The organism is Pedococcus sp. P2_D9 (assembly GCF_056404275.1).
The window spans coordinates 66,565-90,192 of record NZ_JBFUEI010000003.1 but is presented as its reverse complement, the minus strand read 5'-3'; the positions used below and the strand labels follow the sequence as shown (position 1 = coordinate 90,192).

The following is a 23,628-nucleotide window of genomic DNA, read 5'->3' as shown; positions in this document are numbered from 1 at the left end:
CGACCTCAGCGGGCGACGACCAGGCCGAGCCAGTCCGCCAGGTCCTCGATCTCGGCGTCGACCGCGGTCCGGAGCCCGGCAGGGAACGGCTCGTCCTCGTGGACCGCAGCGACCCGCAACACCCCTGCCGCCAGGTCGGCGGTGGCGTCGACCTTTCCGACCAGCCGGTCGGCGTGCAGGATCGGCAGCGCCCAGTAGCCCCACCGGCGTTTGCCAGCCGGCTTGTACATCTCGAGCTGGTACTCGAACTCGAAGAGCTCGGTCATCCGCTTGCGGTCGAACACCAGCCGGTCCAGTGGGGACAACAGCACAGTGCGTCCGGCGAACGGCTCGTCGAGGCGCTCCAGCTGCCGCGGGTCGACCCGCCAGGGCCCACGCAGGCCCTCCACGAAGACCACCTCGCCGACCTGGCCCACGTCGTTCGGCTCCCCGGAGGCCTCGACTGCCTTCTCGCGGGCCAGCCCGAGTGCGGCCAGTCGCCGCCGGGCGCGCTCCCCAAGGGCCTCGTCCACGGGCACGGCCCTGGTGTCGGGGAAGACCCGACTGGCCAGGTCCCACTGCCGTTCGCGCCCCTCGCGGCTGGCCACGGCCACCTCGCCCCGGGCCTCCATGAAGTCGAGGATGCGCTGGGTGTTCTTGTTGTTGGTCCAGCCGGTCGACCGCCACGGCACGACGCACGAGTCGGGCAGGTGTCGCGCCGCGAGGGGTGCCTCGGACGCGAGCTGCTCGAGGATGTCGAGGCGGCAGTCGTCGTTGGCCGACACCCACTCGGCGACGTCCATCTGCCAGTCGCGAAGCGGTTCGGGGCCAGGCCACTGGGCCATCTCCGCGCGGTAGAGGGAGATGTCCTCGGCTGGGCGCAGGAACCCCCTCAGCTCGACCACCGTCCGCTCCTGGAACAGCTCGTCGAGGTCGCCCACCGCGTAGCGACCGCCGAGGCGGCTCCAGCACACCAGGTCCGCGCTGGGCGCGACCGCCGCCGTCAGGTCGACCTGGACCGCCCCCAGGCGCCGCACCACGTCGAGCAGGTCCGTGGGCCGCGGTGCGTCGAGCAGCTGCGCCCGCACCGCGATGCGTCGCGCCTCGGCGCGGGACAGCACGATGTCGCCCATCAGCCTCGGCCGGACTCCAGCGCCAGCCGCCGCTTCAGGATCTTCGCGAGGTAGTTCATCTGCGCGACGTGGGCTGAGTCACCGTCGCTCTGGAGCACCGCCGGGCCCTGCGCGTCGGTGATGATCGCGACGGCATACCCGTCGACGATCCCCATCTGGCGGGTGACCGTGTTGCTCCGCAACCAGCCTCCCTTGAAAGGGCCGGCGCCGATGGTCCCCAGGCCCCACCGGTGCGCGGAGATCGGTCGCATCGACGACAGCAGGTAGGCGCTCGCAGCCCTGGACACCACTCGCCCCGCGCTGAGGGCGGCCATGAACCGGACCTGTTCGCGGATGGTCCACAGCATGCCGCCCTGGGAGGTGTCGGGGGCCACCGTCCGGGTGTCGCCGATCGACCGCAGGACCCTCGTGATGGCTGCGCCGGGGCTTCCCGGGATCGCGTCACGCAGGGCCACGACCGCGTTCGCGTCGGAGGCGGTGAGGGCGGCGGTCACCCAGCGCTTCTGCTGCGCGGTGGCCCTGGCCGGGTCGCCGTCGCACACGGTGTCGAGGAAGGCGGCGACCACCAGCACCTTGGACGTCGACCACGCCTTGTAGCTCGACACCGACCCCTCGACGGTGACCTTGCCCGGGTTGCTGAGCGGGGCGAACGCGAAGGCGTCGTTGGGGTCCCCCGCGAGGCTGGTCCGCAGCGCGCCCGACGGTGCAGGGGAGGACGGCTTGGTCGACCGGGGTGGCTTCACCGCGGGTGCCTTGGTCTTCGGAGCGGCCCGGGTCGCCGTGGTCGTCGTGGAGCTCGTGGTCGTGCTGCTCGTCGAGGGCAACGTCGTACTGGTGGACGTCGTGCTGGCGGAACTCGTGGTGGCCGCGCGCGGCGCCTCCTCGGTGCCAGCGCACGCGCCGAGCGCGAGGCAGGCCACTGCCAACCAGACCGTGTGCCGCATGGTCACCGAGGGTAACCCGGCCGCCTCCCAGCGCGAACCACCTGTGGGACCTGCATCGCGAACGCCGACGTGGCGGCGGCCGAGCCATCAATCGAGTTGGTGCGGCCTGACCGGGCCGGACATGATCGAGCCCATGACGTCGAAGGCGCAGAACTATCCGGACATGTGGGTCGACCCCGAGGACGACCCCCGCGAGGCGGCGGGCACGTCGGCCGGCACGTCGGCGGGGATTTCGGCGAGCGACGAACGCAGCGTCCTGGTCGACTACCTGCGGCACTTCCGGATGACCTTCGAGATGAAGTGCGACGGCCTCGACGCCGAGCAGATGGCCCGACGGTCGGTCGAGCCGTCCACCATGTCCCTGCTGGGGCTGCTCCGGCACCTGGCCGCGGTCGAGCACACCTGGTTCCGGATCACGATGGACGGCGAGGTCGTGCCGCGGCTGTGGGGCAAGGACGACGACCGCGACGCCGACTTCGACGGGGCCGTGGCCGACGACGAGGTGGTTGCCGAGGCCTGGCGGTCATGGCGCGAGGAGGTCGCCCACGCCGAGGCGTTCGTCGACGCAGCCGAGTCCCTCGAGCTGATGAGCACCCACCCCACCCGCGACCCGATCTCGTTGCGAGAGCTGCTCGTCCACCTGATCGAGGAGTACGCCCGGCACTGTGGTCACGCCGACCTCATCCGCGAGCGGATCGACGGCCGGACCGGCCAGTAGAGCGCCTGCGGCGCCTGCCAGGGCACGGCCACGCCGGGAACGCATAGCCTGTGCAGCGTGAGCACTGAGGCCGCACCGCCCGAACCGACGACCGTGCACGACGCGGTGCAGAGGTATGCCGCGATGCAGCCCGAGCTGCGCGTACCCACCGAGCAGTTCGTCTCGCTCGTCACCTCGCTGCTCGACGACGCCGGCATCAACTACGTCAGCGTCACGGGACGCACCAAGTCCGTGGCCTCCTTCGCCGCCAAGGCCTCGCGCACCGTCGACGGCGAACCCGAGTACGCCGATCCGCTGACCGAGATCACCGACCAGATCGGCGTGCGGGTCGTGACCTACCTGCACGGCGACGTCGACGCGGTGGCCGGGCTGCTGTCCGACGCGTTCAGCGTCCTCGACGACCGCGACATGGGGCGCGAGACGGCCCGGCAGGGCCGGTTCGGCTACTCCAGCCGCCACCTTCTCGTGGCGGCGGACCCCGTGAAGGGCGTGCCCGCGGCATACGAGGTGCTGAAGGGGCGCAGCGCCTCGGTGCAGGTGCGCACGATCCTCCAGCACGCGTGGGCGGAGTTCGAGCACGACGTGCGCTACAAGGGCACGATCCCCGCGGAGCACGTGCCCGACCTCGATCGCCGGTTCACGCTGGCCGCGGGGCTGCTGGAGCTCGCCGACCGGGAGTTCTCCGAGATCCGCGACACCCTTCAGGTGACGATGGGCGGCCAGCGGCTGACGGCGGACGAGGACGACCCGCGGATCAGCGCGTCGGACCTCGCGACCTTCCTCGCCGGCCAGTTCCAGGAGGCCGGCTGGTCGCGCACCGACCACTACGCCTGGATCTCGGGGCTGCTGCTCGAGCTCGGCATCACCTCGCTCGACGAGCTGTCCGGCCTGCTGTCGTCGATCGACCTGGAGGGCATCAACGCCCGGATGGGTTACCGCTACCCGGCCGGCGTGGTCCGCCGCCTCGACGACGCGCTGCTCGCGGTCTACGGCTCGCGCTACCTCGCCCTCCACGGCAACGCGCACCGCGAAGCCGCCCTGCGGACCAGGCTGGAGAAGCTCCGCGCCGTCTGAGCCGAGTCGGTTGTCCGCTCAGAGCCGGTCCAACAGCGCTCGGGCCTCGCCCAGGCGGTCGCGCTCACGTTCGAGCAGGGCACGCCGTTCGGCGCTCTTGTCGCCCTCCTCGGCCAACCGGCGGGCGGCCAGCACGTCGAGCTCGGCGCTCGTCCACTCGACGCAGGCCTGGAGGATCTCGGGCCCCTCGCGCCGCCACTGGCCGGCTCGGGCCTCGAGCTCGGACAGCCGACTTCGCGCCTCCTCGAGCTCACGGTGGTACTCGTGGGTCAACCGCTCGTGGGCCAGCGCCCCGACCGTGCCCTCCGTCCGGGCCGCGTCCAGCCGGCGCTGGTAGCCCTCGATCGCCTGTACCTGCGCCCGGGCCTCGCCGAGGTCGTGGACCAGCTCCGGCAGCAGCACCGAGGCGGCCACCCTCAGCTGCACGATCCGGGCCTCTTCCGCGGGCACCTGGCCGGCCAGGCTGCGCAGCTCGGCCATCTCCAGCTCGAGGAACAGCTCGAGCTGACCCACCTCGTGCGACAGCCGGGCCACCTGGCCGGGCAGCAGCCGGGCCTTGTCGCGCACCTCGAGGAACGGGTGCAACACCCATTCCCGCAGGTCACCGGAGCGATCGGTTGTGCGGTGCTGCACGTCCTTGAGGCGCCGTTGCAGCGTGCCCGAGAAGCCCGAGGGCGCGTCCGGCCGATCGGTCTCGGCGGACTCGGGCTCCACGGCACCCAGGTCGACCTGCAGGATGGCGTCGACGACCTGTCCGAGCTGTGCCACGCGGCCGAGCACGGCCTTCCACGCCGCGGTGCGCCACCGGATGTCGTCCAGGACCTTGAGGTCCTTGCGGACCCGCGTGGCGTCGATCACGCCCTCCCGGGTCTGCCGCTGCTTCTCCGCGAGGTCGCTGACGCGGTCCAGCTCGGCAAGGTAGCCCTGGAACTCGGTGGAGGCTGAGGTGACGAAGTCGGTCCAGGTGCTGAGCGGCACCCCGGTCTGCTGCTTGACGTACTGGCTGGCCAGTACCTTGACGGCACGCAGCGCCCCCGCGATCGGGAGGCCGATCAGGCCGAACCCGGCCAGGGACTGGCCGCCGCCCCCGCTGGGGCCGCCGCCATGGGTCACCACCCCCAGGGCAGCTTCCAGCGCCTCGAGCGTCTCGGCGACCTCCTTGCAGTCGGACTGCACGACGTCGACCGTTCGTCGCAGGGCCACGAAGCTCGTCTGGACCGCCACGGCGTCGCGCACGCTCAGCACGTTTCCGGTCACGGTTCCCGTCGTGTCCACCGTCATCGCCCCCTCAGCTGCTGCCCCGGCCGTGCGGGTGCCTGTGGTTGCCGCCCGATGGGGCGGACGACGGGCGGTCGGCTCCCCGTAGCCATGTTTCGGATTGTCCTCGCCCGCTCGATCCTGTCATCGGTCATTTGGACGAGGGGGGCGGCGGTCGAGCGGGCGTCGTCCAGCGCCTCCTGCCGACACCTGACGCTGTCACCTGCCGGGGCTAGTCTGCGAAGCATCCCTCCCTTCTCACGCAGGAGCGCGTCATGGCCTCGATCCTCAACCCCTACATCTCGTTCCAGGACAACGCCCGGCAGGCGTTGGAGTTCTACCAGGAGACCTTCGGCGGTGAGCTGACGGTGAGCACCTTCGGGGAGTACGGCGACCCCAGCCAGCCCGGTGCCGACGGCATCATGCACGGCAACCTCAAGACCCCCGCCGGCTTCACCATCATGGCCGCCGACACCCCGCCCGGCATGGACTACACCCCCGGCACCAGCATCTCGGTCAGCCTCTCCGGCGAGGGCGACGACGGCGACGAGTTGCGTGGCTACTGGGACAAGCTGTCGGCCGACGGCACGGTCTCGGTGCCGCTGGAGAAGCAGATGTGGGGCGACGAGTTCGGCATGTGCACCGACCAGTTCGGCATCGGCTGGATGGTCAACATCGCCGGGACGCCCGCCTAGGTCGTCGGCTCGACGGGGCCGGACGCCGACCGTGTCCCGACTAACAGTGGGCCAGAAGTGGGTCTAGGGGCGGAGCCAGGCCGTCGCGTCGGTGGGAAGCAGCCCGTCCTCGAGAGGGATGCTCGACAGCAGCACGCGGTCCACGGGCAGCTCGACCGGAATGCCTGAGAGGTTGGCGACGCAGCGCAGCGCCTCACCACGCTCGAAGTCGAGGACGTCAGGTGCCGACTCGCGCCACGCGAGCTCCTCGCCATCGAGCCCTCCGGTGTCGCGGCGCAGTCGCAAGGCTTGGCGGTAGAGCGCCAGCATCGATGCCGGGTCGCCATCCTGCGCCTCGACGGTGAGCTCTCTCCACGACTGCGGCTGCGGCAGCCATGGCGTGACGCCGTCGGGGGAGAATCCGAAGGGAGGCTCCTGCCCGCTCCATGGCAACGGCACCCTGCAGCCGTCTCGTCCGCGCATCTCGCCGCCGCTGCGCAGGAACATCGGATCCTGGAGCACCTCGTCGGGCAGGTCGTCGACGTTGGGCAGGCCGAGCTCCTCTCCCTGGTAGATGTAGGCACCACCCGGCAGCGCGAGCATCAGCATCGCGGCTGCCCGTGCACGCCGCGTCCCCAGCGCCAGGTCGGACACCTCGCCCTCACCGTCGCTGATGAAGTACGAGCTTGTCGTCGGCCGGCCGTAGCGGGTGACCGGACGGATCTCGTCGTGGCTGGTCAGCACCCACGTGGAAGGCACGCCCAGCGGCGCGAACGACGACAGCGTGTCGTCGATGACCTGGCGCAGCGGCCCGGCCTCCCACGGCCCCTTGAGGTAGGGGAAGTTGAAGGCGGTGTGCATCTCGTCGGGGCGCAGGTAGGCGGCCAGCCGCTCCGGCGTGCTGACGACGGCCTCGGCGACGAACGCGCGGTCACCGTCGTAGGTGTCGGCGATAGCCCGCCACCGCCGGAAGATGTCGTGCACCGTGTCGACGTCCCAGTGCGGGTTGTCGTCCCAGTCGACGGTGCGGAACTGCAGCACCCCGCCGTAGTCGGCGTCCGGCAGCCCTGCCTTCTTGGACATGGCGGGCGCAGCGTCGATGCGCAGTCCGTCGACCCCGCGGTCGAACCAGAACCGCAGCACGTCGTCGAAGTCGTCCAGCACTGCCTCGTTGCTCCAGTCGAGGTCGGGCTGTTCGGGGGCGAACAGGTGGAGGTACCACTGCCCCGGCGAACCGTCCGGCTCGACGATCCGCGTCCAGGCCGGCCCGCCGAACGCGCTGATCCAGTTGTTGGGGGGCTCGCCTCCATCGGCACCTCGGCCGTCGCGGAAGAAGTAGCGCGCGCGCTCCGGCGACCCCGACCCGGCCGCGAGGGCCGCGAGGAACCACGGGTGCTGGTCGGACGTGTGGTTGGGGACGAGGTCGATGATGACCCGCAGGCCGAGGGCGCGGGCCTCGCTCAGGACGGCGTCTGCGTCCTCGAGGGACCCGAACATCGGGTGTATGCCGCGGAAGTCGCTGACGTCGTAGCCTCCGTCAGCCATCGGCGAGGGAAACCACGGCGAGATCCAGAGCCCGTCGACCCCGAGGTCGGCGAGGTAGGGAAGCTTGGCCCGCAGGCCCTGCAGGTCGCCCTCCCCGTCGCCGTTCCCGTCGGCGAAGCTGCGCGGGTAGACCTGGTACATCACAGCGGAGCGCCACCACGGGGACGGCTCTGGGTCGACTGCCACAGGCTGAACCTACTGGCTCCGAGCAGCTTCCGACAGGGCACGCGCATCGGCGCCCGACCCGTGGGTCGGACGCCGATGTCGTGGAGGTCGCAGGCCCGCGACGAGGGCGTGGGGCCTCGTCAGTGGACCACCACAGGCGGCACTCCTTGTTCGTCGAGCAGGTGCGACTTCTCCTGCTTGCGCGGCAGGAAGTACGCCGGGATCAGCGTCAGGCTCACCAGGATCGCCGCCCACCAGTAGGTGTGGGCGAACGCGCTCGCAGCCGCGACCGGTGCCTGCGCTGGGCTGGACGGCGGGTTGTCCTTGAGGGCGTTGGTCAGGACCACCGAGAACAGGGCCACGCCGACGGAGCTGGCGATCTGCTGGGTGATGTTGAGCAGCGTCGACCCTCGCGCGACCTCGTGGTGGGTGAGCGTCTTGAGCGCAGTGGTGAAGATCGGCATCATCGTGCCGCCCATGCCCAGCCCCATGACGAACAGCACCGGGATGAGGAAGCCCCAGTGTGAGGAGTCCGCCTCGATCTGGGTCAGCGCGAACATGCCGCCGATGATGAGCACCAGTCCGAACGGCACGATCCGCCCGACCGGGAACTTGTCGACCAGGGTGCCGGCGATCGGCATGGTCAGCATGGCGCCGACGCCCTGCGGGGCGACCAGCCAGCCTGCGTTCAGCGGTGTCTCGCCCTGGACCTGCTGGAGGAACTGGGGCACGAGCAGCAGGCCGCCGAAGAACGACGCCGCGAAGATGAACATCGTGATGACCGAGACCGTGAGGTTGCGGTTCTTGAACAGTCGAAGGTCGAGCAGCGGGTGCTTGGGCCGGAAGCTGTAGAGCACGAACGCGACCATCAGGGCCAACCCGACGAAGCCCGGGACCAGCACCTTGGCGTGGCCGATGCCGCCCTCACCGGGGATGGACGAGACGCCGTAGAGGAAGAGTGCCAACCCGGGGCTCATCATCAGCATGCCGACGAAGTCGAACGACTCGGACGGCTGGGGGTTGTCCTTGGCCAGCGCGAGCCCTGCGTAGACCAGGGCAACGAGCCCGATCGGGGCATTGATCAGGAAGATGTAGTGCCAGCTGAAGTGGTCGATCAGCCAGCCACCGAGGATGGGGCCGAAGATCGGGCCGAGCAGCATCGGCACGCCGAGGATGGCCATCAGGCGGCCCATCCGGGCGGGGCCGGCGGCGCGGGTCATGATCGTCATGCCGAGCGGCATCAGCATCCCGCCGCCGAGGCCCTGGAGGACGCGGAAGCCGATCAACATGCCGATCGACGTCGCCGCAGCGCACAGGACCGAGCCGAGGGTGAACAGCAGGATCGCGAGCATGTAGAGGCGCTTGGTGCCGAAGCGGTCGGCCGCCCAGCCGGACAGCGGGATCACCGTCGCGAGCGCAAGGGTGTAGCCGGTCACCGTCCACGCGACGGTGGAGTACGCGAGTGGCTCGCCGCCGAAGGCCGTCTGGAAGGTGCGCAGCGCGACGTTGACGACGGTGATGTCGAGGATCGACATGATGGCCCCGAGGACGACGACGCCAGCGACCTTCAGGACGGCGGCGTCGATCTTCTCGGGGTAGACGACAGGTGTCGTGGCAGGTGCAGACACTGGGGGTCCTCTCGGGAACGGATGTGAGTCGTCGCGCTTCCCCCGCAACGGTGCGTGACGCAGGAAAAATCCTAGACCTGCGTACTGACAGCCCACACACCCTTTTTGCGGGCGCGGCATCGGTGCAGGTGGGAGGGTTGGCCGGTCGTTGTCGACCGACCCTCGGCCGGTCGTTGCCGACCGACCGTCAGGCGTTGCCGGCCGCTTCGAGGGCGGCGATGTCGAGCTTGTGCATCGTCATCATCGCGGCGAAGACCTTGGCGGCACGGTCGGGGTCGCCACTGGCGATCTCGTCCCAGTTCTCCGGCACGACCTGCCAGGACAGGCCGAACCGGTCCTTCAGCCAGCCGCAGGGACCTTCCTCGCCGCCGTCGGCGGTCAGGGCCTCCCAGTACTGGTCGATCTCGGCCTGGTCCTTGCAGTCGATCGTGATCGAGACCGCCTCGTCGAAGGTGAACTGTGGCCCGCCGTTCAGCGCCACGTAGGGCACCCCGTCGAGCTCGAAGCCCACCGTCAGCACCTCACCGGCGCGATCACCACTCCCCTCCGGATAGCGGGCGATCGTGCCGATGGTCGAGTTGGGGAACACCGACGTGTAGAACTCCGCGGCGTCCTGGGCCTGTCGGTCGAACCACAGGCAGACGTACTGGCGTGGCATGACGTGCTCCTTCCGTGTGCCGGCGCGGGTGCCCGCGTCCTGCAGGTGTTGACCGCCGCCGACGTCCGAACTCATCGGCGGGTATGCCGTAGCGTCGCCACCGTGGCCCCGTCACCTCCGTCGCTGCTCAGCGCACCGCGCGCCGACGCGGACGTCCCGGCCTACTGGCGGGCCCTCGACGTGCCGGGTCTGGCCGACATCCACGTGCACTTCCTGCCCGAGCCGATGCTCGCCAAGGTGTGGGCCTACTTCGACGAGGCCGAGCGGAACTACGGCCAACCGTGGCCGATCCACTACCGCGATGACGAGGCGACCCGCCTCGAGACCCTCCGGGCCCTCGGTGTCCGGGCCATCCCGGCGCTCGCCTACCCGCACAAGCCCGGCATGGCGGCCTGGCTCAACGACTGGTGCGCCGACTTCGCCGCGCGGGTCGACGGGGCCGTCCACTGCGCCACGTTGTTCCCCGAGCCGGGGGTCGGCGAGCAGGTGGAGCGGTCCTTGGACTCGGGAGCACGGCTGTTCAAGATGCACGTCCAGGTGGGTGGCTACAGCCCGGACGACCCCTTGCTCGACCCGGCCTGGGACGCGCTGGAGCGGGCTGGTGCTCCGGTCGTGCTGCACGCCGGGTCGGCCCCCAAGGAAGGCGCCTACACGGGACCCAAGGCGGTCGCCGCAGTCCTGGACCGGCACCCCGAGCTGACCCTGGTCATCGCACACCTCGGGATGGACGAGTACGACGCCTTCGCCGACCTGGCCGAGACCTTCCCCCGTGTGCACCTCGACACGACGATGGCCGGCACCGACTTCAGCAACCAGTTCGCGCCGCTGACCCCCGCCTACGTTGAGCGCCTCGCCGCCCTCGGTGACCGCGTGGTGCTGGGCACGGACTTCCCCAACATCCCCTATCCCTACGCCCACCAGATCGAGGCGCTGCACCGTCTCGGTCTGGGGGATGAGTGGATGCGAAAGGTGTTGTGGCACAACGGAGCACGCTTGCTCGGACTGGAGGACCAGGTTGCCTGACGAGACTCCCGTGACCGACCGGCTCGCCACCGCCATGCAGAGCCTGTATGCCGCCGCGCCCGATGAGTTCATGGCGGCCAGGTCCGCCCTCGTCGCTGCGGCGAAGGCGGACGGCGACGCCCCGGCCGCGACCGAGATCGGCAAGCTCCGCAAGCCCAGCCTCGCGGCCTGGGCAGTCAACCTCGCGGCGCGCACGGTGCCGGAAGTCGTGTCGGCGCTGACCGACCTCGGCGCGACGATGCGGGGGGCGCAGTCGCGGATGGACACGGGGTCCCTCACCGCCATGCGCGGCGACCGTGATGCCGCGGTGGACGCGTTCGTCCGCGCGGCGTCCGACGCGGTCAGTGCATCTGGCCGCAGCCTCAGCGCGGCAGCCCAACAGGACGTCCGGGCGACGGCGATCGCCGCGCTCGCCGACGAGCGCGCGTCCGCCGCCGTGACGTCCGGTCAGCTCACGCGGGCGTTGTCCTACAGCGGTTTCGGCGAGGTCGACCTGGCCGAGGCCGTGGCGCGCACCGCCGGGGGAGCGATCCTGACCATCCTCCCGGGCGGTCGTGGCCGGGGACCGGGCGGGGGACCGGGCAGGGGATCGGGCGTCCGTGACGCCGACTCCACCGACAGCGCGGGACAGGACGGGCAGGACGACGAAGGCAGTGACGGCGACGAGCCGCCGTCTGCCGAGGACCTCGAAGAGGCGCTGGCCGTGGCCGAGCGCCAGCTGGCCGAAGCCCAGGCCGCCGTCGACGCGGCACGCGAACGGGCGGAGGAGACGAGGGAGCGGCTGGCCGTCGTCGAGCGCCAGCTCACCAAGGCCAGGGAGGCCGACGAACGCGCGCTGGAAGCGGTCACCGACGCGGTCCGGGCGCGCAAGCAGGCCGAGGCCACGCGGCATACCGCGGAGCTGGCGCTGGACGACGCGCGCGGCCGCGACTGAAGCCCAGCCGGCGAGCAGGCCCCTGGCGCCGCTCGGGTCACCACCCGTGCGTGCCGGGTCCGCCCTTGAAGGGGCCGACGACGCGGTCGGTGATCCACCCGCCGTAGAAGCCTCCGGCCTGGGGGCGGACCACCTCACCGCCCACGACGCACCGGTCCACCTGCCCGGGCATCACCGCCACGGCATCCGTGAGCACCTCGAAGCCCGGCGTCGGTCGCGGGTAGGACCACCCCGCGCGTGGGGCGACCACGCCGCCCGCGACCAGGTCGAGGTAGGACGCCTGACCCTTCCACTCGCACCACGACGATCCCCCGGTGGGACGCAGGGCCCCGTCGACGAAGGCGTCGCGCGGCAGGTAGTAGGTCGGGGGGTGGCTCGTCTCCAGGACGCGCCACGACGCCGTGGTCCACGCGATGCGGAGGCCACCGAGCCACACCTCGACGGTCTCCGCGCTGGGTTCGACCCGGGGCGGCCGTGGGTAGTCCCAGACCGACTCCTGCCCGGGTGAGCCGGGCGAGGTGGGTTCAGGCGTGGGTCGTGGCATGACCTCACGCTAGGGCCCCGCGCCTGGGAGCGGCGCTCGGCGCCGGCGGGTACGTTGGGCGGACGGCGGTGGCACACGGAGGTGGCAGATGGCAGGGAAGCAGACGGGCATCGACCCCGAGGTCCCCCCGAGCGGGGACGGTTGCGTGGAATGCGTTGCAGCACAAGGGTGGTGGGTGCACCTTCGGAGGTGCGCCCAGTGCGGCCACATCGGCTGCTGCGACACCTCGCCGAGCCAGCACGCGTCGCACCACTACGAGGAGACGGGCCACCCGGTGATCCGTTCGTTCGAGCCCGGGGAGGACTGGTTCTGGCACTTCGGTGATGAACGCGCCTTCCGGGGTCCGGACCTGGCCGCCCCACTGCACCACCCGCTGGACCAGCCCACTCCCGGCCCTGCGGGCGCCGTGCCCGCCGACTGGCAGCAGCACGTCCACTAGGTGCGCCGACCGTCGTGGTGTCGTCCCGAGGGGGTCGATCGGCTCAGGGTTGACCCTGAGATGACTAGTCACGTTCAGGGGTTCATCTAGGTATGTTGCCGGATGTGGTGGGTGCCCCGTTCGCGGGACGGTTTCAGGTATGGCCCTCCACACCGAGCTGCTCCCGCCGACGGCGCTGACCGCACCACTGCGGCCGCTGACCGCGCGGGTTCGGGTCGCCCGCCGCCCGCCGGGGGGCGGTCGCGGCGGGAGGGGGGCCGCCAAGCTGCTCGTCTCCGGCGCCCTCGCCACCGGAATCGTGGCCCTCGCCCTGCCCAAGGTGGCGGGTGCCCAGTGGGTCGACATCGCCACCGTGCTCAAGAGCCTGTCGATCGGTCAGCTGGCCGTCCTCGCACTGGTGTGGCTCGCGGGGCTGTGGGTGCACACCCCGGCCCTGACCGCCGCGATGCCCGGGTTGTCGCACCGCCGGGCCCTCATGCTCAACCTCACCGGATCCTTCGTCTCCAACCTGCTCCCCCTGGGCGGCGCCGCCGGCACGGTGGCCAACTGGCGGATGGCTCGGTCGTGGGGCTTCGAGTCACCCGCCTTCGCCCGCTGGGCCGTGCTGACCGACCTCGTCGACACCCTGCTCAAGTTCATCCTGCCCGGTCTGGCGCTGTGCTGGCTCGGGGTGGCCGGCGTCGAGGTGTCCAGCAGCGTCAGCACTGCGGCCTACCTCGGCCTGGGTCTGCTCACCGGCAGCGTCGCCGCCGTGTGGCTGGTCGCGCGTGACGACCGGGCCGTGCGCTGGCTGGGCCGCCTCGCCGACCGCGTGGTCGCGCGGGTGCGGTTCCTCCCCGTCGCCGACGAGGGGTATGCCGAGCGTGCCGCGTCGTTCCGCCGCGAGAGTGCCGGGCTGGTGGCCGCCGGCTGGGGACGGATGGTCGGTGGCAAGCTCGCGTATGCCGCGCTGCAGGCCGTGCTCCTCTGGGCCTGTCTGCGCGTGGTCGGGGCCGACGTGCCCCCCGCCGTGGTCGGGGCAGCCTTCGCCGTCGAGCGCATCCTCACGATGGTGGCGATCACGCCCGGTGCGACCGGCATCGTCGAGCTCGGCATGACCGGGGTGCTGGTGGCCTTCCACGGCGAACCGGCCGTTGCCGCGGCGGGTGTGCTTCTCTACCGGGCGTTCATCTTCGGCATGGAGATCCCGGTGGGCGGGCTGTCGATGCTGGCCTGGTCGCTGCGCCGGCGCAGCCTGGCCCTCGCCGCCTGACTCACGCTCCGACCCCGCGAGTTTGAAGGATCCGACGGGTCCTGGTGCGTCGGATCCTTCAAACACTCGGCGCCAGGCCGCGGACCCCAGCGTCCGCCCCCTCGCCGCACGGTGTGGTTCGTCAGTCAGAGCGCTCGAGGAGGAAGGCGAGTACGGCGGCCTGGGTTCGCAGCCGCCCGGCATACTCCCCGAGCCCGCCAGCCTCCGACTCCTGGGCGGCGTGGACGCGCTCCTGGCGCTCGCCCTCGACGATCTCGCGCACCTCCTCGGGCGTCAGTTCGCGGCGAGGCGCCTCCGTGGCACCCACCCCGACCGCTGCTCCGGCGATCGGGCCCTCAGTGAGCGCAGAGGCGTCGTCGACGGGCACGGCTTCGGCATTCGCGATCGCGGCGAGCGCCGAGCGGACGACGTCGACGGTGTCCTTGTCGCCGACGCGCATCGCGGGCAGCAGCGAGGACTGCAAAAGGGCTCGCAGGTCGGCGCTCACGACTCGATCCTGCCACCTGCCCTCTCAAGCAAAGGTTGGTGCAGGGGGTTGCTCCGGGGGGTTGCTGCAGGGGCTGGCTGCAGGGCGGGGCGGGATGAGCACCGAGGTATGCCGCCTGGCCGGCTCAGGGTGCGGTGGCCTTGAAGCCGCGCAGGCGCAGGCTGTTGGTCACGACGAAAACCGAGGACAGTGCCATCGCGGCACCGGCGATCATCGGACTGAGCAGGCCCAGTGCGGCGAGCGGGATGGCGGCGACGTTGTAGGCGAAGGCCCAGAAGAGGTTGCCCTTGATGATGCCGAGCGTGCGCCGGGCCAACCGGATCGCGTCCGGGGCCGACCGGAGGTCCCCGCGGACCAGCGTGAGGTCGCTCGCCTCGATGGCCACGTCGCTCCCGGTGCCCATGGCCAGGCCGAGGTCGGCCTGGGCCAGAGCTGCCGCGTCGTTGACCCCGTCGCCGACCATCGCGACCGTCTTGCCTTGCGCCTGAAGGCGTTTCACGACGTCGACCTTCTCCTGGGGCAGCACGTCGGCGATGACGTCGTGGATGCCGACCTGGCCCGCGATCTCGCGTGCGGCGGCCGCGTTGTCACCGGTGAGGAGGATCGGGTGCAAGCCCAGCGCCTTCAGCTCGGCAACCGCCTCGGCCGAGCTCTCCTTGACGGTGTCGGCGACGACCAGCACCCCGCGGGCGACGCCGTCCCAGGCGACCACCACGGCAGTGGCGCCCCGCTGCTGGGCCGTGTTCACGGCATACGCGAGCTGGTCGGGGACGGGGACGGACCAGTCGGTGAGCAGGCGAGGCCGACCCACCACCACGGCGTGGCCGTCGACGGTGCCCCGGACCCCGAGGCCCTCGGCGCTCGCGAAGCCCTCCACGGCCGGGACCCTGCCGGCCTCGCGTGCGGCGGCTCCGATGGCGCGGGCGACGGGGTGCTCCGAGGCGTCTTCCAGCGCCCCCGCCAGGCGCAGCACCTCCACAGCGTCTTCGCCGTCGGCGGGCACGACCTCGGTCAGGGTCATCCGCCCCGTGGTGACGGTGCCGGTCTTGTCGAGCACGACCGTGTCGACGCGACGGGTCGACTCCAGGACCTCGGGGCCGCGGATGAGCAACCCGAGCTGGGCGCCGCGCCCGGTGCCGACCATGAGGGCCGTCGGGGTCGCGAGGCCCAGTGCGCACGGACAGGCGATGATCAGGACCGCGACAGCCGCGGTGAAGGCTGCGGTCCAGCCGCCGCCGGTGGCTACCCAGACGAGGAGGGTGCCGGCGGACAGGACGATGACGACGGGCACGAAGATCCCGGACACGCGGTCGGCCAGTCGCTGCACGTCGGCCTTGCCGTTCTGGGCGTCCTCGACGAGCCTGGCCATCTGGGCGAGCTGGGTGTCCCCGCCGACCCGGGTGGCTCGCACGACGAGTCGGCCGCCTGCGTTGACGGTGGCTCCGATGACGGCGTCGCCGGGCCCGACCTCTGCCGGCACCGACTCGCCGGTGACCATCGAGGCATCCACGGCCGAGGTGCCCTGCTCGATGGTGCCGTCGGTCGCGATCTTGTCCCCCGGCCGCACGACGAAGCGCATACCCACGGCCAGCTGGTCGACCGGAATGAGCTCCGCGCGGCTGGTGTCGCCTTCCTCGCGGAGGACGGCGACCTCCTTGGCGCCGAGCTCCAGCAACGCTCGCAGCGCTGCGCCCGAGGCTCGCTTTGCGCGCGCCTCGGCGTAGCGACCGGCCAGCAGGAAGGCGGTCACCCCTGCGGCGGCTTCGAGGTAGATGTTGTCGGCGCCGTCACCACGCTCGAGGGCGAACCGGAAGGCGTGGGTCATGCCGGGGGTGCCGGCAGTGCCGAAGAACAACGCGTAGACGGACCAGCCGAACGCGGCCAGGGTGCCGACCGAGATCAGGGTGTCCATGGTCGACTGGCCGTGCCGGAGGTTGGTCCAGGCCGCGCGGTGGAACTGCCAGCCACCCCAGAAGACGACCGGTGCCGCCAACGTGAGCGAAGCCCACTGCCAGTAGCGGAACTGCCACGCCGGGACCATCGCCATCAGCACGACCGGCAGGGCCAGGGCGACGGAGACGAACAGCCGGTGGCGCAGGGCCGCGGTCGGGTCTGGCTCCCTGCTCGCTGCCTGCTCGGGCTCGACGACGGGAAGGGTGGCGGTGTAGCCGGTCCGCTCGACGGTCTCCAGGAGGTCGTCGGTCGTGACGTTCTCGGGGAAGGTGACCTTGGCCTTCTCGGTGGCGTAGTTGACCGTCGCGGTCACGCCGTCGATCTTGTTGAGCTTCTTCTCGATCCGGGTCGCGCACGAGGCGCACGTCATGCCCCCGATGACGAGCTCGACGCTGCTGGGGGAGCTCACGGCACGAGGCTGTAGCTGCCCGCCTCGTCGAGGGCAGCCGCCACCTCGGCAGGGGTGAGCTCGCGCGTCGCGTCGACGGTGACGGCGGAGGTGCCGCCGGCCACGAGGTCGACCCGGACGTCGGTGACGCCGTCGAGCGCCGTGAGCTCCTCCGTCACGGCGCTCGCGCAGTGGCCGCAGGTCATGCCGTCGACGGCGAAGTTCTGGGTGCCCATGTGGTGCTCCTTGCTGATGTCGCGGTGGTGTCGCGGTGGTGGGGGTGCCGCCGAGATGGTCGTGCGGCGGGCTGTCGTGCCAGCGGGCTCAGGAACGGACCAGTCGGGCGATCGCGTCGGAGGCCTCGCGGACCTTCTCCTGCGCCTCGGGCCCACCCTTGCGGGCGGCGTCGACGACACAGTGTCCGAGGTGTTCCTCGAGCAGCTCGAGCGAGAAGGACTGCAGGGCCTTGGTCGCCGCGGACACCTGGGTGAGGATGTCGATGCAGTACTTGTCCTCCTCGACCATGCGCTGCAGCCCGCGAACCTGGCCCTCGATGCGGCGCAGTCGCTTGAGGTGGCTGTCCTTCTGGTCGTGGTACCCGGGCTGCGCTTCGCTCTCACTCATGCACACACCATACCCCCCTATGGTATCCAGTCAACCCCCCGCCCCCACCGCAGTAACCTTTGCCAGCAAAGGAAAATGAATGGCGGACAGGTTGCAACCTGTCCGCCATCACTCAACCTTTGTTAGCAAAGGTTGCTGCACGCTTCGGGGGAAGGGTGTCAGCGCATCGGGTCGAACGGCTTGAGCTGCTCGACCTGCTTGCCGGTGACCATGGTCTCGGCGAGGAGTCGACCGGTGACCGGGCCGAGGGTGATGCCCCACATGCCGTGACCACCCGCGGCGAAGACGCGCGGCGACTTGGTGGCGCCGATGAGCGGCAGGCCGTCGACGGTGCACGGGCGCGAGCCGACCCACTCGTCCTGGCGGTTGTCGAGGTCGGCGCCGCGCAGGAGCGGGCGGGCGGCCTCGGCGATGGCCTGGATGCGGCGCTGGTCGAGTGCGGCCTCGGGCTTGCGGAACTCCATCATCCCGGCGACGCGCAGCCGGTCACCGATCGGCGTGCAGGCGACGCGCTGGGCCGGGAAGTAGACCGGACCGTTGGGCACGTGGTCGATGGCGACGGAGAAGGAGTACCCGCGGCCGGCCTGCACGACGTTCTTCACGCCGAACTGACGAGCCAGCTTGCCGAGCCAGGCACCGGTCGCGAGGACCGCCGCGTCGAACTCCTCGACCGAACCCTCGGCCGTGGTGACAACGACGCCGGCGCCGGTGTCGCGGATGTCGGCGACCGTCGAGGCATCCATGATCTTGCCGCCGCGCGCCTTCACCGAGTCGGCCAGCGCGTGCACGTAGGTGCCGGGGTCGATGAACCGCTGGCCCTTGAGCAGGATGGCCGCGCCGATCTCGTCGGACAGGCTCGGCTCGATGGTGCGGGCCTGGTCACCCGTCAGGGCGTCGAACTCGATGTCCTGCCCGGCGGCGTGGATGTGCTCGATCTCCTCGAGCAGGGTCACGCGCTCGGCCTCGGTGCGGTAGGACGCGAGAAACGACTTGGCCTCACGGGTGTCGGCCTGGACACCACCGTCGCGCAGCAGGTCGAAGCTCTCGAGCGACAGGTCGTTGACCGGCACGAGCGAGCCCATGGCCTTCTTCCAGGCCTTCATCGTCGAGTTCTTGGTGAACCCGGTGACGAACTTGAGGAACTTGGGGTCGGCGCTCGGCGGCACGTAGACCGGCGAGGACGGCGACAGGACGGCGCGCAGGCCGTACTTGAGCACGGCCGGCTCCGGAAGCGGCGTCGCGATGCCCGGCGTGAGCCACCCGGCGTTGCCCCACGACGAACCCGCGGCGACACCCTCGCGGTCGAGGACGGTCACCTCGACACCGTGCTCCTGGAGGAACCAGGCGGTGGACAGACCGACCATGCCGGCGCCGACGACGGCGACGCGCTGGGGAACGGGAAGACCTGCTGCGGTGATGGGAGCCATGCATCGAGAGTGACAGGACGACGGGTATGCCGCCTTGTCCCAACAGCACGAATCAGATCCATTCGCTTGTGTTGAGGACACAACCCGCGCGATGCTGGGTGGGTGCTTGCCGTCACCGACCTCGTGGCCGCCCTCGGCGGCCTCCTTGCCCTGGGCGTCGAGCGTGACGGCGCCGAGGTCGACGACCTCACCATCGCCGAACCGGCTCAGGGCATCGTGGGCCAGCCGGGCGACCTGGTCCTGGGGGTGGGGGTGGAGTCGGCGGAGGCCGCTTCCGACCTCGTGCAACGCGCCGCGTCGGCCGGCGCCGGAGGGGTGGTGCTCCGGCGGAGCATAGCCCGGCGGCGCACGGTTCGCGACCGCGCCCGGCGCAGTGGGATCGTCCTGGTGGAGCTCGCGGAACAGGCGTCCTGGGCCCACCTCGTCTGGTTGCTGCGTGGCGTCATCGACAGGGCGGCGGTCGGACCGGGGCGGCGCGACGACGCACCGGTGCAGGACGACCTGTTCGCGCTCGCCGACGCGGCGGCCGCCCTGGTCGACGCCCCCGTCACGATCGAGGACGCCCAGTCGAGGGTGCTCGCCTACTCCTCACGCCAGGACCTCGCCGACCCCGCCCGCGTGTCGACGATCGTGGGTCGGCGCGTGCCCGACGAGGTGCTCGCGACCCTGCGCGCGCAAGGCGTGTTCCGACGGCTCGCCCGGTCGGCGGAGCCCGTCTACGTCCCGGCCTCGGGAGGCACCAAACCCCGGCTGGTCATCCCCGTGCGCGCCGGCGGTGAGTGGTTGGGCTCCATCTGGGCCGTGGTGGAGGAGCGCCCGCCCGCGGCCCTCGTCACCGAGCTGGTCCAGACCTCGTCCGTGGTTGCCCTTCACCTGCTGCGGTTGCGCGCCCAGGCCGACCTCTCACGCCGCGTCGCGGCCGACCGCCTGCGCGGTGTCCTGTCCGGCAACGTCGCGGGTGCGGAGGACTGGCTGCCCCCAGGTCCGTGGCGCGTCGTCGCGCTCGGCGGGGAGGGTGACCCCGTCCGCCTGCTCGACCTCTGGGAGTCAGTGTGCCGTCGGCACGCGTGGAACCAGCCGCTGCTCGCCGACCTCGACGGCCGCGGGTATGCCGTGGTGCGCGACTCCGAGGACGACTCACCGGGCACGTGGGGCTGGCTCAGCTCGGTGGTCGGCCAAGCGCGTGACGAGGCGGTGGCACTGACCGCGCGAGCCGGCCGTACGGCATACACGCCGGGGGAGCTGGAGCGCTCGCGAGGCGAGGCGCAGGAGACGGATCGCGTGGTGGGACAGGGCGGTTCGGTGGGACAGGGAAGTTCGGCGGGACAGGGAAGTTCGGCGGGACAGGGAAGTTCGGCGGGACAGGGACCCCCCGTCGTGTCGCACGAGGAGGTGTGGGCCGAGGTCACGGTCGCGCGGGCGGCCAGCACGCTGGTCGGCGACCCGCTCGGGCCCCTCGAGGTGCTGCTGGGCCACGACGCGGAGCACCACAGCGACTACCTGCTCACCCTCGCCGCCTGGCTGGACCACCCGGGGGCGCCCACCCGCGCTGCCCGGTCGATCCACGTGCACCCCAACACGATGCGCTACCGGATGGCCCGCATTGCCGACCTCGCCGGTCTCGACCTCGAGGACGCGACCGTGCGGCTCGCGGTCCGCCTCCAGATCGCGGCGGCCCAGTCCGGGCCCTAGTCGTCAGTCCACCCAGTAGTTGTCGTGGTAGCGCATGAACTCGTCACGCTCCTGCTCGGTCATCGTCTCGCCGGCGGCGACGCGGGCCAGTCCCTCGAAGTAGGCCTCCCGGGGTGCGCCAGGAGCAAAGTGCAGCAGCATCGAGGCGGCGCCCGACTCGTTCCGGAAGCCGTGCAGGCCGCCCGGCGGGACATGGGCGTAGTCACCCGCGCGGGTGACGTTCCAGCGGTTCCCGTCGAAGATGCTCACCTCGCCGGACAGGATGTAGAACGACTCGGCGATGGTCTTGTGGAAGTGCGAGTCCGGACCGCTGGGCGGGCCAGCGAACTCCCAGCGGTACAGGCCGAAGAGCCGGCCCGTCGAGTCGCCGGTCGACAGGTAGTGGACCCGGTTTCCGTTGGGGTAGATGACATCTGGCGCCGCGTCGCTGAGGCGGATGGTCGCGCTGACCTCGCCGGTGGTGCCGTCGTAGAGGGGCGGTGGATAGCTCATGCGAGCCATCCTGCCCGGGTCAGGCGGTGGCGCGTGCCGGAAGGCGCTGCGGCGTCGTCGACGAGTCCCCCTGCCGATCAGGGGTGGACCGTCCCGAGCAGTTCGGCGTAGCGCGTCAGCACTGTTGCGCCGCGCTCGTCTTCCGGTGGGTCGAGGGTCGCCTCGATCCGGACGTCCCACGACGGCGGCTCGTCGGCCGCACTGAGGACCCACGCGGCCTGCCGGGCGGCTCCCAGCCCGACGTACTCACCCGGCGCGGGGATGGCCACGGGCACGCCGAACAGGCTCGGAGCCACCGCGCGCACGGCTGYCGAGGCGGACGCACCACCGATGAGCAGCACCCGCTGGACCGGGATGCCGAGGTCGCGCAGGTCGTCCACCCCGGCGACGAGGTTGGCGAGCATCCCCTCGACCGCGGCGCGGGCGAGGTTCTCCGGTGTCGTGTTGGCGCGGGTCATCCCGCCGAGGGTGCCGGTGGCCTCGGGCAGGTTAGGCGTCCGCTCTCCGTCGAGGTAGGGCAGCAGGGTCAGGCCGCCGGCGCCGGGCTCGGCGCGCAGGGCCAACCGGTCCAGGCCGGGCAGGTCGGTGCCCAGCAGCTGGGCTGCCGCGGTCAGCACCCGGGCGGCGTTGAGCGTGCACATCAGGGGCAGGTGCCCGCCCGAGGCACTGGCGAACCCGGCCACGTCACCACGCAGGTCCTTGACCGGGGTGGGGCAGTCCGCGAACACGGCGCCACTCGTCCCCAGCGACACGACCACGTCTCCGGGCCGCAGCCCGAGACCCAGGGCCGCGCCGGCGTTGTCCCCGGTCCCCGGCCCGACGACCACCCCGGCATCGGTGGTGCCCGCTGCCTCGGACGGCCCGAGCACGCGCGGGGTGCCGAACTCGCGGCCGAAGGCGAGGAGCTGGAGGTCGGGCAGATAGCTCCCCTCCGCCGCCGAGAAGTACCCCGTGCCGGAGGCGTCGCCGCGATCGGTCACGTGAGAGTCGAAAGCGTTCCCCTGCTTGAGGATCTGGCCGGTCAGCCAGTCGTGGGGCAGGACGACCTGGGCGACGCGCGCGGCATTCTGTGGCTCGTGCTCGGCCAGCCACCGCACCTTCGTGACGGTGAAGCTCGGCACCGGCACCGAACCGGTGCGCTCCACCCAGGTCGCCGACCCCAGCTCCTCCACGAGGTCGCGCGAGGCCTGCGCGGAGCGGGTGTCGTTCCACAGCAGTGCGTCCCGGACCACCTCGCCGGACTCGTCCAACGCGCACATGCCGTGCTGCTGGCCTCCGACCGAGATCGCGGACACGCCCTCGAGGAGGTTGTCGGTCGTCGCCGCCCCGAAGGCCTCCCACCACCGGTCGGGGTGCACCTCCGTGCCGTCGGGGTGCGGTGCCCTGCCGGTCCGCACGATCTCGCCGGTCGCGGCGTCACAGACCACGACCTTGGTCGACTGCGTGGACGAGTCGACCCCTGCGACGAGGGTGCGTGGGGCGTCGGTCATGGATTCCTCCGGGTCGATGGTGCGGCGTCCGCTCGGCTGACCAGGGTCGAGGGGTTGAAGGTCGAGGCGTGAAGGGCGTGGGGTCAGCGCTGAGGGGTGATGACGGACTTGATCGCACCCGGGCTGTCCCGCGCCGCGGTCAGGGCAGCCGCCGTCTCGGCCAACGTGAACCTGCCGGTCACGAGCCGCTCCAGGTCGACCTGGCCCGAGGCCGCCAGGGCGATGGCGGTGGGCCAGGTGCCGGCATAGCGGAACGTGCCCGTGACGACGAGCTCTCGTTCCTGGACGACGGACAGGGGCAGGGGAAGCTCGTCGCCACCCATCCCGACCAGCACCGCCCGACCGGCCGGAGCAAGCGCGCGGATGCCGTCCCCGGTGGCGCCGGGGTGCCCCGAGCACTCGAGGAGCACGTCGGGAGCCCGCCGACCGGCATACCCGGCGGTGATGGTCTGGTCACCGGAGGCGATGGTGCGCGTCGCGCCGAGCTCGGTCGCCACGGCGAGCCGTTGTTCGTTGAGGTCGGCGACGACGATCTCGCTCGCGCCGCACGCCCGGGCCACCTGGACGCACACCAGGCCGATCGGTCCGGCGCCCGTGACCAGCACCCGCGACCCGGCGCCCACCCCACCCTTGCGGCAGGCCCAGACCCCGACCGAGAGGGGCTCGAGCAGCGCCGCGGCCTCGTCGCTCACGGAGTCGGGAACCGGATGGGCAAAGGCGTGGTGGATCGTCACGAGCTCGGCCAGCGACCCGTCGACCGGGGGTGTGGCGTGGAACCGCATGTCGGGACACAGGTTGTAGCGCCCGCCCAGGCACTGCTCGCACGCGCGGCACGGGACCCCCGGCTCGATCGACACGCGCTGGCCCACGCGGGCGCGGTCCACGTCGTCGCCCACCGCCTCGACGACTCCCGACGCCTCGTGGCCGAGGACCAGCGGCGACTCCACGACGAAGCGTCCGATCCGCCCGTGGTCGAAGTAGTGCGTGTCCGAGCCGCAGACTCCGACGGCGTGCACACGGACCAGGACCTCGTCGGCGGCAGGGGTGGGTGTGGGCCGCTCGACCACCTCGACGTCGCCGGGCCGGTTCAGCACTGCGACGCGCATCG

At 71.5% G+C, this 23,628-nt stretch carries 23 protein-coding genes; 8 read left to right on the top strand and 15 right to left on the bottom strand.

What is annotated here, in order from left to right:
• Positions 1 to 5 precede the first annotated feature (5 nt).
• Together AC1DXJ_RS05400 and AC1DXJ_RS05395 are read right to left on the bottom strand one after the other, a co-directional pair.
• Entirely contained in the window at positions 6 to 1,112 is a 1,107-nt protein-coding gene (locus AC1DXJ_RS05400) for a DNA glycosylase AlkZ-like family protein (RefSeq protein ID WP_477636477.1), read from the bottom strand.
• A complete protein-coding gene (locus AC1DXJ_RS05395; RefSeq protein ID WP_477636476.1) occupies positions 1,112 to 1,855 on the bottom strand; it encodes a serine hydrolase in 744 nt (247 codons plus the stop codon). Before AC1DXJ_RS05395 ends, AC1DXJ_RS05400 begins: the two co-directional genes overlap by 1 nt.
• Here AC1DXJ_RS05395 and AC1DXJ_RS05390 point away from each other — a divergent pair.
• Together AC1DXJ_RS05390 and AC1DXJ_RS05385 are read left to right on the top strand one after the other, a co-directional pair.
• Positions 1,833 to 2,774, top strand: a complete 942-nt coding sequence (locus AC1DXJ_RS05390; protein WP_477636475.1) for a DinB family protein — start codon at positions 1,833 to 1,835, stop codon at positions 2,772 to 2,774. The two genes, AC1DXJ_RS05395 and AC1DXJ_RS05390, sit on opposite strands and share 23 nt — an antisense overlap.
• A gap of 57 nt (positions 2,775 to 2,831) precedes the next feature.
• On the top strand, positions 2,832 to 3,848 hold the full coding sequence (locus AC1DXJ_RS05385; protein WP_477614177.1) for a GTP pyrophosphokinase: 1,017 nt from the start codon (positions 2,832 to 2,834) through the stop codon (positions 3,846 to 3,848).
• 18 nt (positions 3,849 to 3,866) lie between these two features.
• On the opposite strand, the gene AC1DXJ_RS05380 is transcribed toward AC1DXJ_RS05385, so the two are convergent.
• Positions 3,867 to 5,129, bottom strand: coding sequence for a hypothetical protein (locus AC1DXJ_RS05380; RefSeq protein ID WP_477636474.1), 1,263 nt, complete (start codon positions 5,127 to 5,129; stop codon positions 3,867 to 3,869).
• 251 nt (positions 5,130 to 5,380) lie between these two features.
• Between AC1DXJ_RS05380 and AC1DXJ_RS05375 the strand changes: the two genes are divergently transcribed.
• A complete protein-coding gene (locus AC1DXJ_RS05375) occupies positions 5,381 to 5,800 on the top strand; it encodes a VOC family protein (protein ID WP_477614175.1) in 420 nt (139 codons plus the stop codon).
• Between the two features lie 63 nt (positions 5,801 to 5,863).
• Here AC1DXJ_RS05375 and AC1DXJ_RS05370 read toward each other — a convergent pair whose 3' ends face one another.
• The 3 genes from AC1DXJ_RS05370 to AC1DXJ_RS05360 all read right to left on the bottom strand — a co-directional run bounded on the left by AC1DXJ_RS05370 (position 5,864) and on the right by AC1DXJ_RS05360 (position 9,775).
• Complete coding sequence (locus AC1DXJ_RS05370; RefSeq protein WP_477624624.1) at positions 5,864 to 7,465, bottom strand: glycoside hydrolase family 13 protein; 1,602 nt, start codon at positions 7,463 to 7,465, stop codon at positions 5,864 to 5,866.
• Between the two features lie 164 nt (positions 7,466 to 7,629).
• Positions 7,630 to 9,117 carry a DHA2 family efflux MFS transporter permease subunit gene (locus AC1DXJ_RS05365; protein WP_477614174.1) on the bottom strand — a complete coding sequence of 496 codons (1,488 nt, stop codon included), beginning with the start codon at positions 9,115 to 9,117 and terminating at the stop codon, positions 7,630 to 7,632.
• A 187-nt stretch (positions 9,118 to 9,304) separates the two neighbouring features.
• Positions 9,305 to 9,775, bottom strand: coding sequence for a VOC family protein (locus tag AC1DXJ_RS05360; RefSeq protein ID WP_477624550.1), 471 nt, complete (start codon positions 9,773 to 9,775; stop codon positions 9,305 to 9,307).
• A 102-nt stretch (positions 9,776 to 9,877) separates the two neighbouring features.
• Here AC1DXJ_RS05360 and AC1DXJ_RS05355 point away from each other — a divergent pair, with 102 nt between their 5' ends.
• Both AC1DXJ_RS05355 and AC1DXJ_RS05350 read left to right on the top strand, forming a co-directional pair.
• Positions 9,878 to 10,798 (top strand): amidohydrolase family protein, encoded by a 921-nt coding sequence (locus tag AC1DXJ_RS05355; protein ID WP_477624549.1) that lies wholly within the window; start codon positions 9,878 to 9,880, stop codon positions 10,796 to 10,798.
• A gap of 10 nt (positions 10,799 to 10,808) precedes the next feature.
• Positions 10,809 to 11,732, top strand: a complete 924-nt coding sequence (locus AC1DXJ_RS05350; RefSeq protein ID WP_477624548.1) for a hypothetical protein — start codon at positions 10,809 to 10,811, stop codon at positions 11,730 to 11,732.
• A 37-nt stretch (positions 11,733 to 11,769) separates the two neighbouring features.
• Here AC1DXJ_RS05350 and AC1DXJ_RS05345 read toward each other — a convergent pair whose 3' ends face one another.
• Positions 11,770 to 12,276: a DUF427 domain-containing protein gene (locus tag AC1DXJ_RS05345; RefSeq protein ID WP_477624547.1), complete on the bottom strand. Its 507-nt coding sequence runs from the start codon at positions 12,274 to 12,276 to the stop codon at positions 11,770 to 11,772.
• Between the two features lie 88 nt (positions 12,277 to 12,364).
• Here AC1DXJ_RS05345 and AC1DXJ_RS05340 point away from each other — a divergent pair, with 88 nt between their 5' ends.
• Positions 12,365 to 12,715 (top strand): UBP-type zinc finger domain-containing protein, encoded by a 351-nt coding sequence (locus tag AC1DXJ_RS05340; RefSeq protein WP_477624546.1) that lies wholly within the window; start codon positions 12,365 to 12,367, stop codon positions 12,713 to 12,715.
• Between the two features lie 139 nt (positions 12,716 to 12,854).
• Positions 12,855 to 13,967, top strand: coding sequence for a lysylphosphatidylglycerol synthase transmembrane domain-containing protein (locus AC1DXJ_RS05335; RefSeq protein WP_477636473.1), 1,113 nt, complete (start codon positions 12,855 to 12,857; stop codon positions 13,965 to 13,967).
• A 121-nt stretch (positions 13,968 to 14,088) separates the two neighbouring features.
• On the opposite strand, the gene AC1DXJ_RS05330 is transcribed toward AC1DXJ_RS05335, so the two are convergent.
• From AC1DXJ_RS05330 to AC1DXJ_RS05310, 5 genes are all read right to left on the bottom strand, one after another.
• Positions 14,089 to 14,454: a hypothetical protein gene (locus AC1DXJ_RS05330; RefSeq protein WP_477624545.1), complete on the bottom strand. Its 366-nt coding sequence runs from the start codon at positions 14,452 to 14,454 to the stop codon at positions 14,089 to 14,091.
• A gap of 124 nt (positions 14,455 to 14,578) precedes the next feature.
• On the bottom strand, positions 14,579 to 16,777 hold the full coding sequence (locus tag AC1DXJ_RS05325; protein ID WP_477632968.1) for a heavy metal translocating P-type ATPase: 2,199 nt from the start codon (positions 16,775 to 16,777) through the stop codon (positions 14,579 to 14,581).
• A gap of 35 nt (positions 16,778 to 16,812) precedes the next feature.
• Positions 16,813 to 17,031, bottom strand: a complete 219-nt coding sequence (locus AC1DXJ_RS05320) for a heavy-metal-associated domain-containing protein (RefSeq protein WP_477624544.1) — start codon at positions 17,029 to 17,031, stop codon at positions 16,813 to 16,815.
• 88 nt (positions 17,032 to 17,119) lie between these two features.
• Positions 17,120 to 17,419 (bottom strand): metal-sensitive transcriptional regulator, encoded by a 300-nt coding sequence (locus tag AC1DXJ_RS05315; RefSeq protein ID WP_477632841.1) that lies wholly within the window; start codon positions 17,417 to 17,419, stop codon positions 17,120 to 17,122.
• Between the two features lie 158 nt (positions 17,420 to 17,577).
• Entirely contained in the window at positions 17,578 to 18,846 is a 1,269-nt protein-coding gene (locus AC1DXJ_RS05310; RefSeq protein ID WP_477624543.1) for an NAD(P)/FAD-dependent oxidoreductase, read from the bottom strand.
• 102 nt (positions 18,847 to 18,948) lie between these two features.
• Between AC1DXJ_RS05310 and AC1DXJ_RS05305 the strand changes: the two genes are divergently transcribed.
• Positions 18,949 to 20,538 carry a PucR family transcriptional regulator gene (locus AC1DXJ_RS05305; protein WP_477636472.1) on the top strand — a complete coding sequence of 530 codons (1,590 nt, stop codon included), beginning with the start codon at positions 18,949 to 18,951 and terminating at the stop codon, positions 20,536 to 20,538.
• Between the two features lie 3 nt (positions 20,539 to 20,541).
• On the opposite strand, the gene AC1DXJ_RS05300 is transcribed toward AC1DXJ_RS05305, so the two are convergent.
• The 3 genes from AC1DXJ_RS05300 to AC1DXJ_RS05290 form a co-directional block, all read right to left on the bottom strand.
• Positions 20,542 to 21,030 carry a cupin domain-containing protein gene (locus AC1DXJ_RS05300; protein ID WP_477614162.1) on the bottom strand — a complete coding sequence of 163 codons (489 nt, stop codon included), beginning with the start codon at positions 21,028 to 21,030 and terminating at the stop codon, positions 20,542 to 20,544.
• A 77-nt stretch (positions 21,031 to 21,107) separates the two neighbouring features.
• Positions 21,108 to 22,520 carry a xylulokinase gene (locus AC1DXJ_RS05295; RefSeq protein ID WP_477636471.1) on the bottom strand — a complete coding sequence of 471 codons (1,413 nt, stop codon included), beginning with the start codon at positions 22,518 to 22,520 and terminating at the stop codon, positions 21,108 to 21,110.
• Positions 22,521 to 22,603: 83 nt separating this feature from the next.
• Positions 22,604 to 23,626 carry an NAD(P)-dependent alcohol dehydrogenase gene (locus tag AC1DXJ_RS05290; RefSeq protein WP_477624540.1) on the bottom strand — a complete coding sequence of 341 codons (1,023 nt, stop codon included), beginning with the start codon at positions 23,624 to 23,626 and terminating at the stop codon, positions 22,604 to 22,606.
• Positions 23,627 to 23,628: the final 2 nt, after the last annotated feature.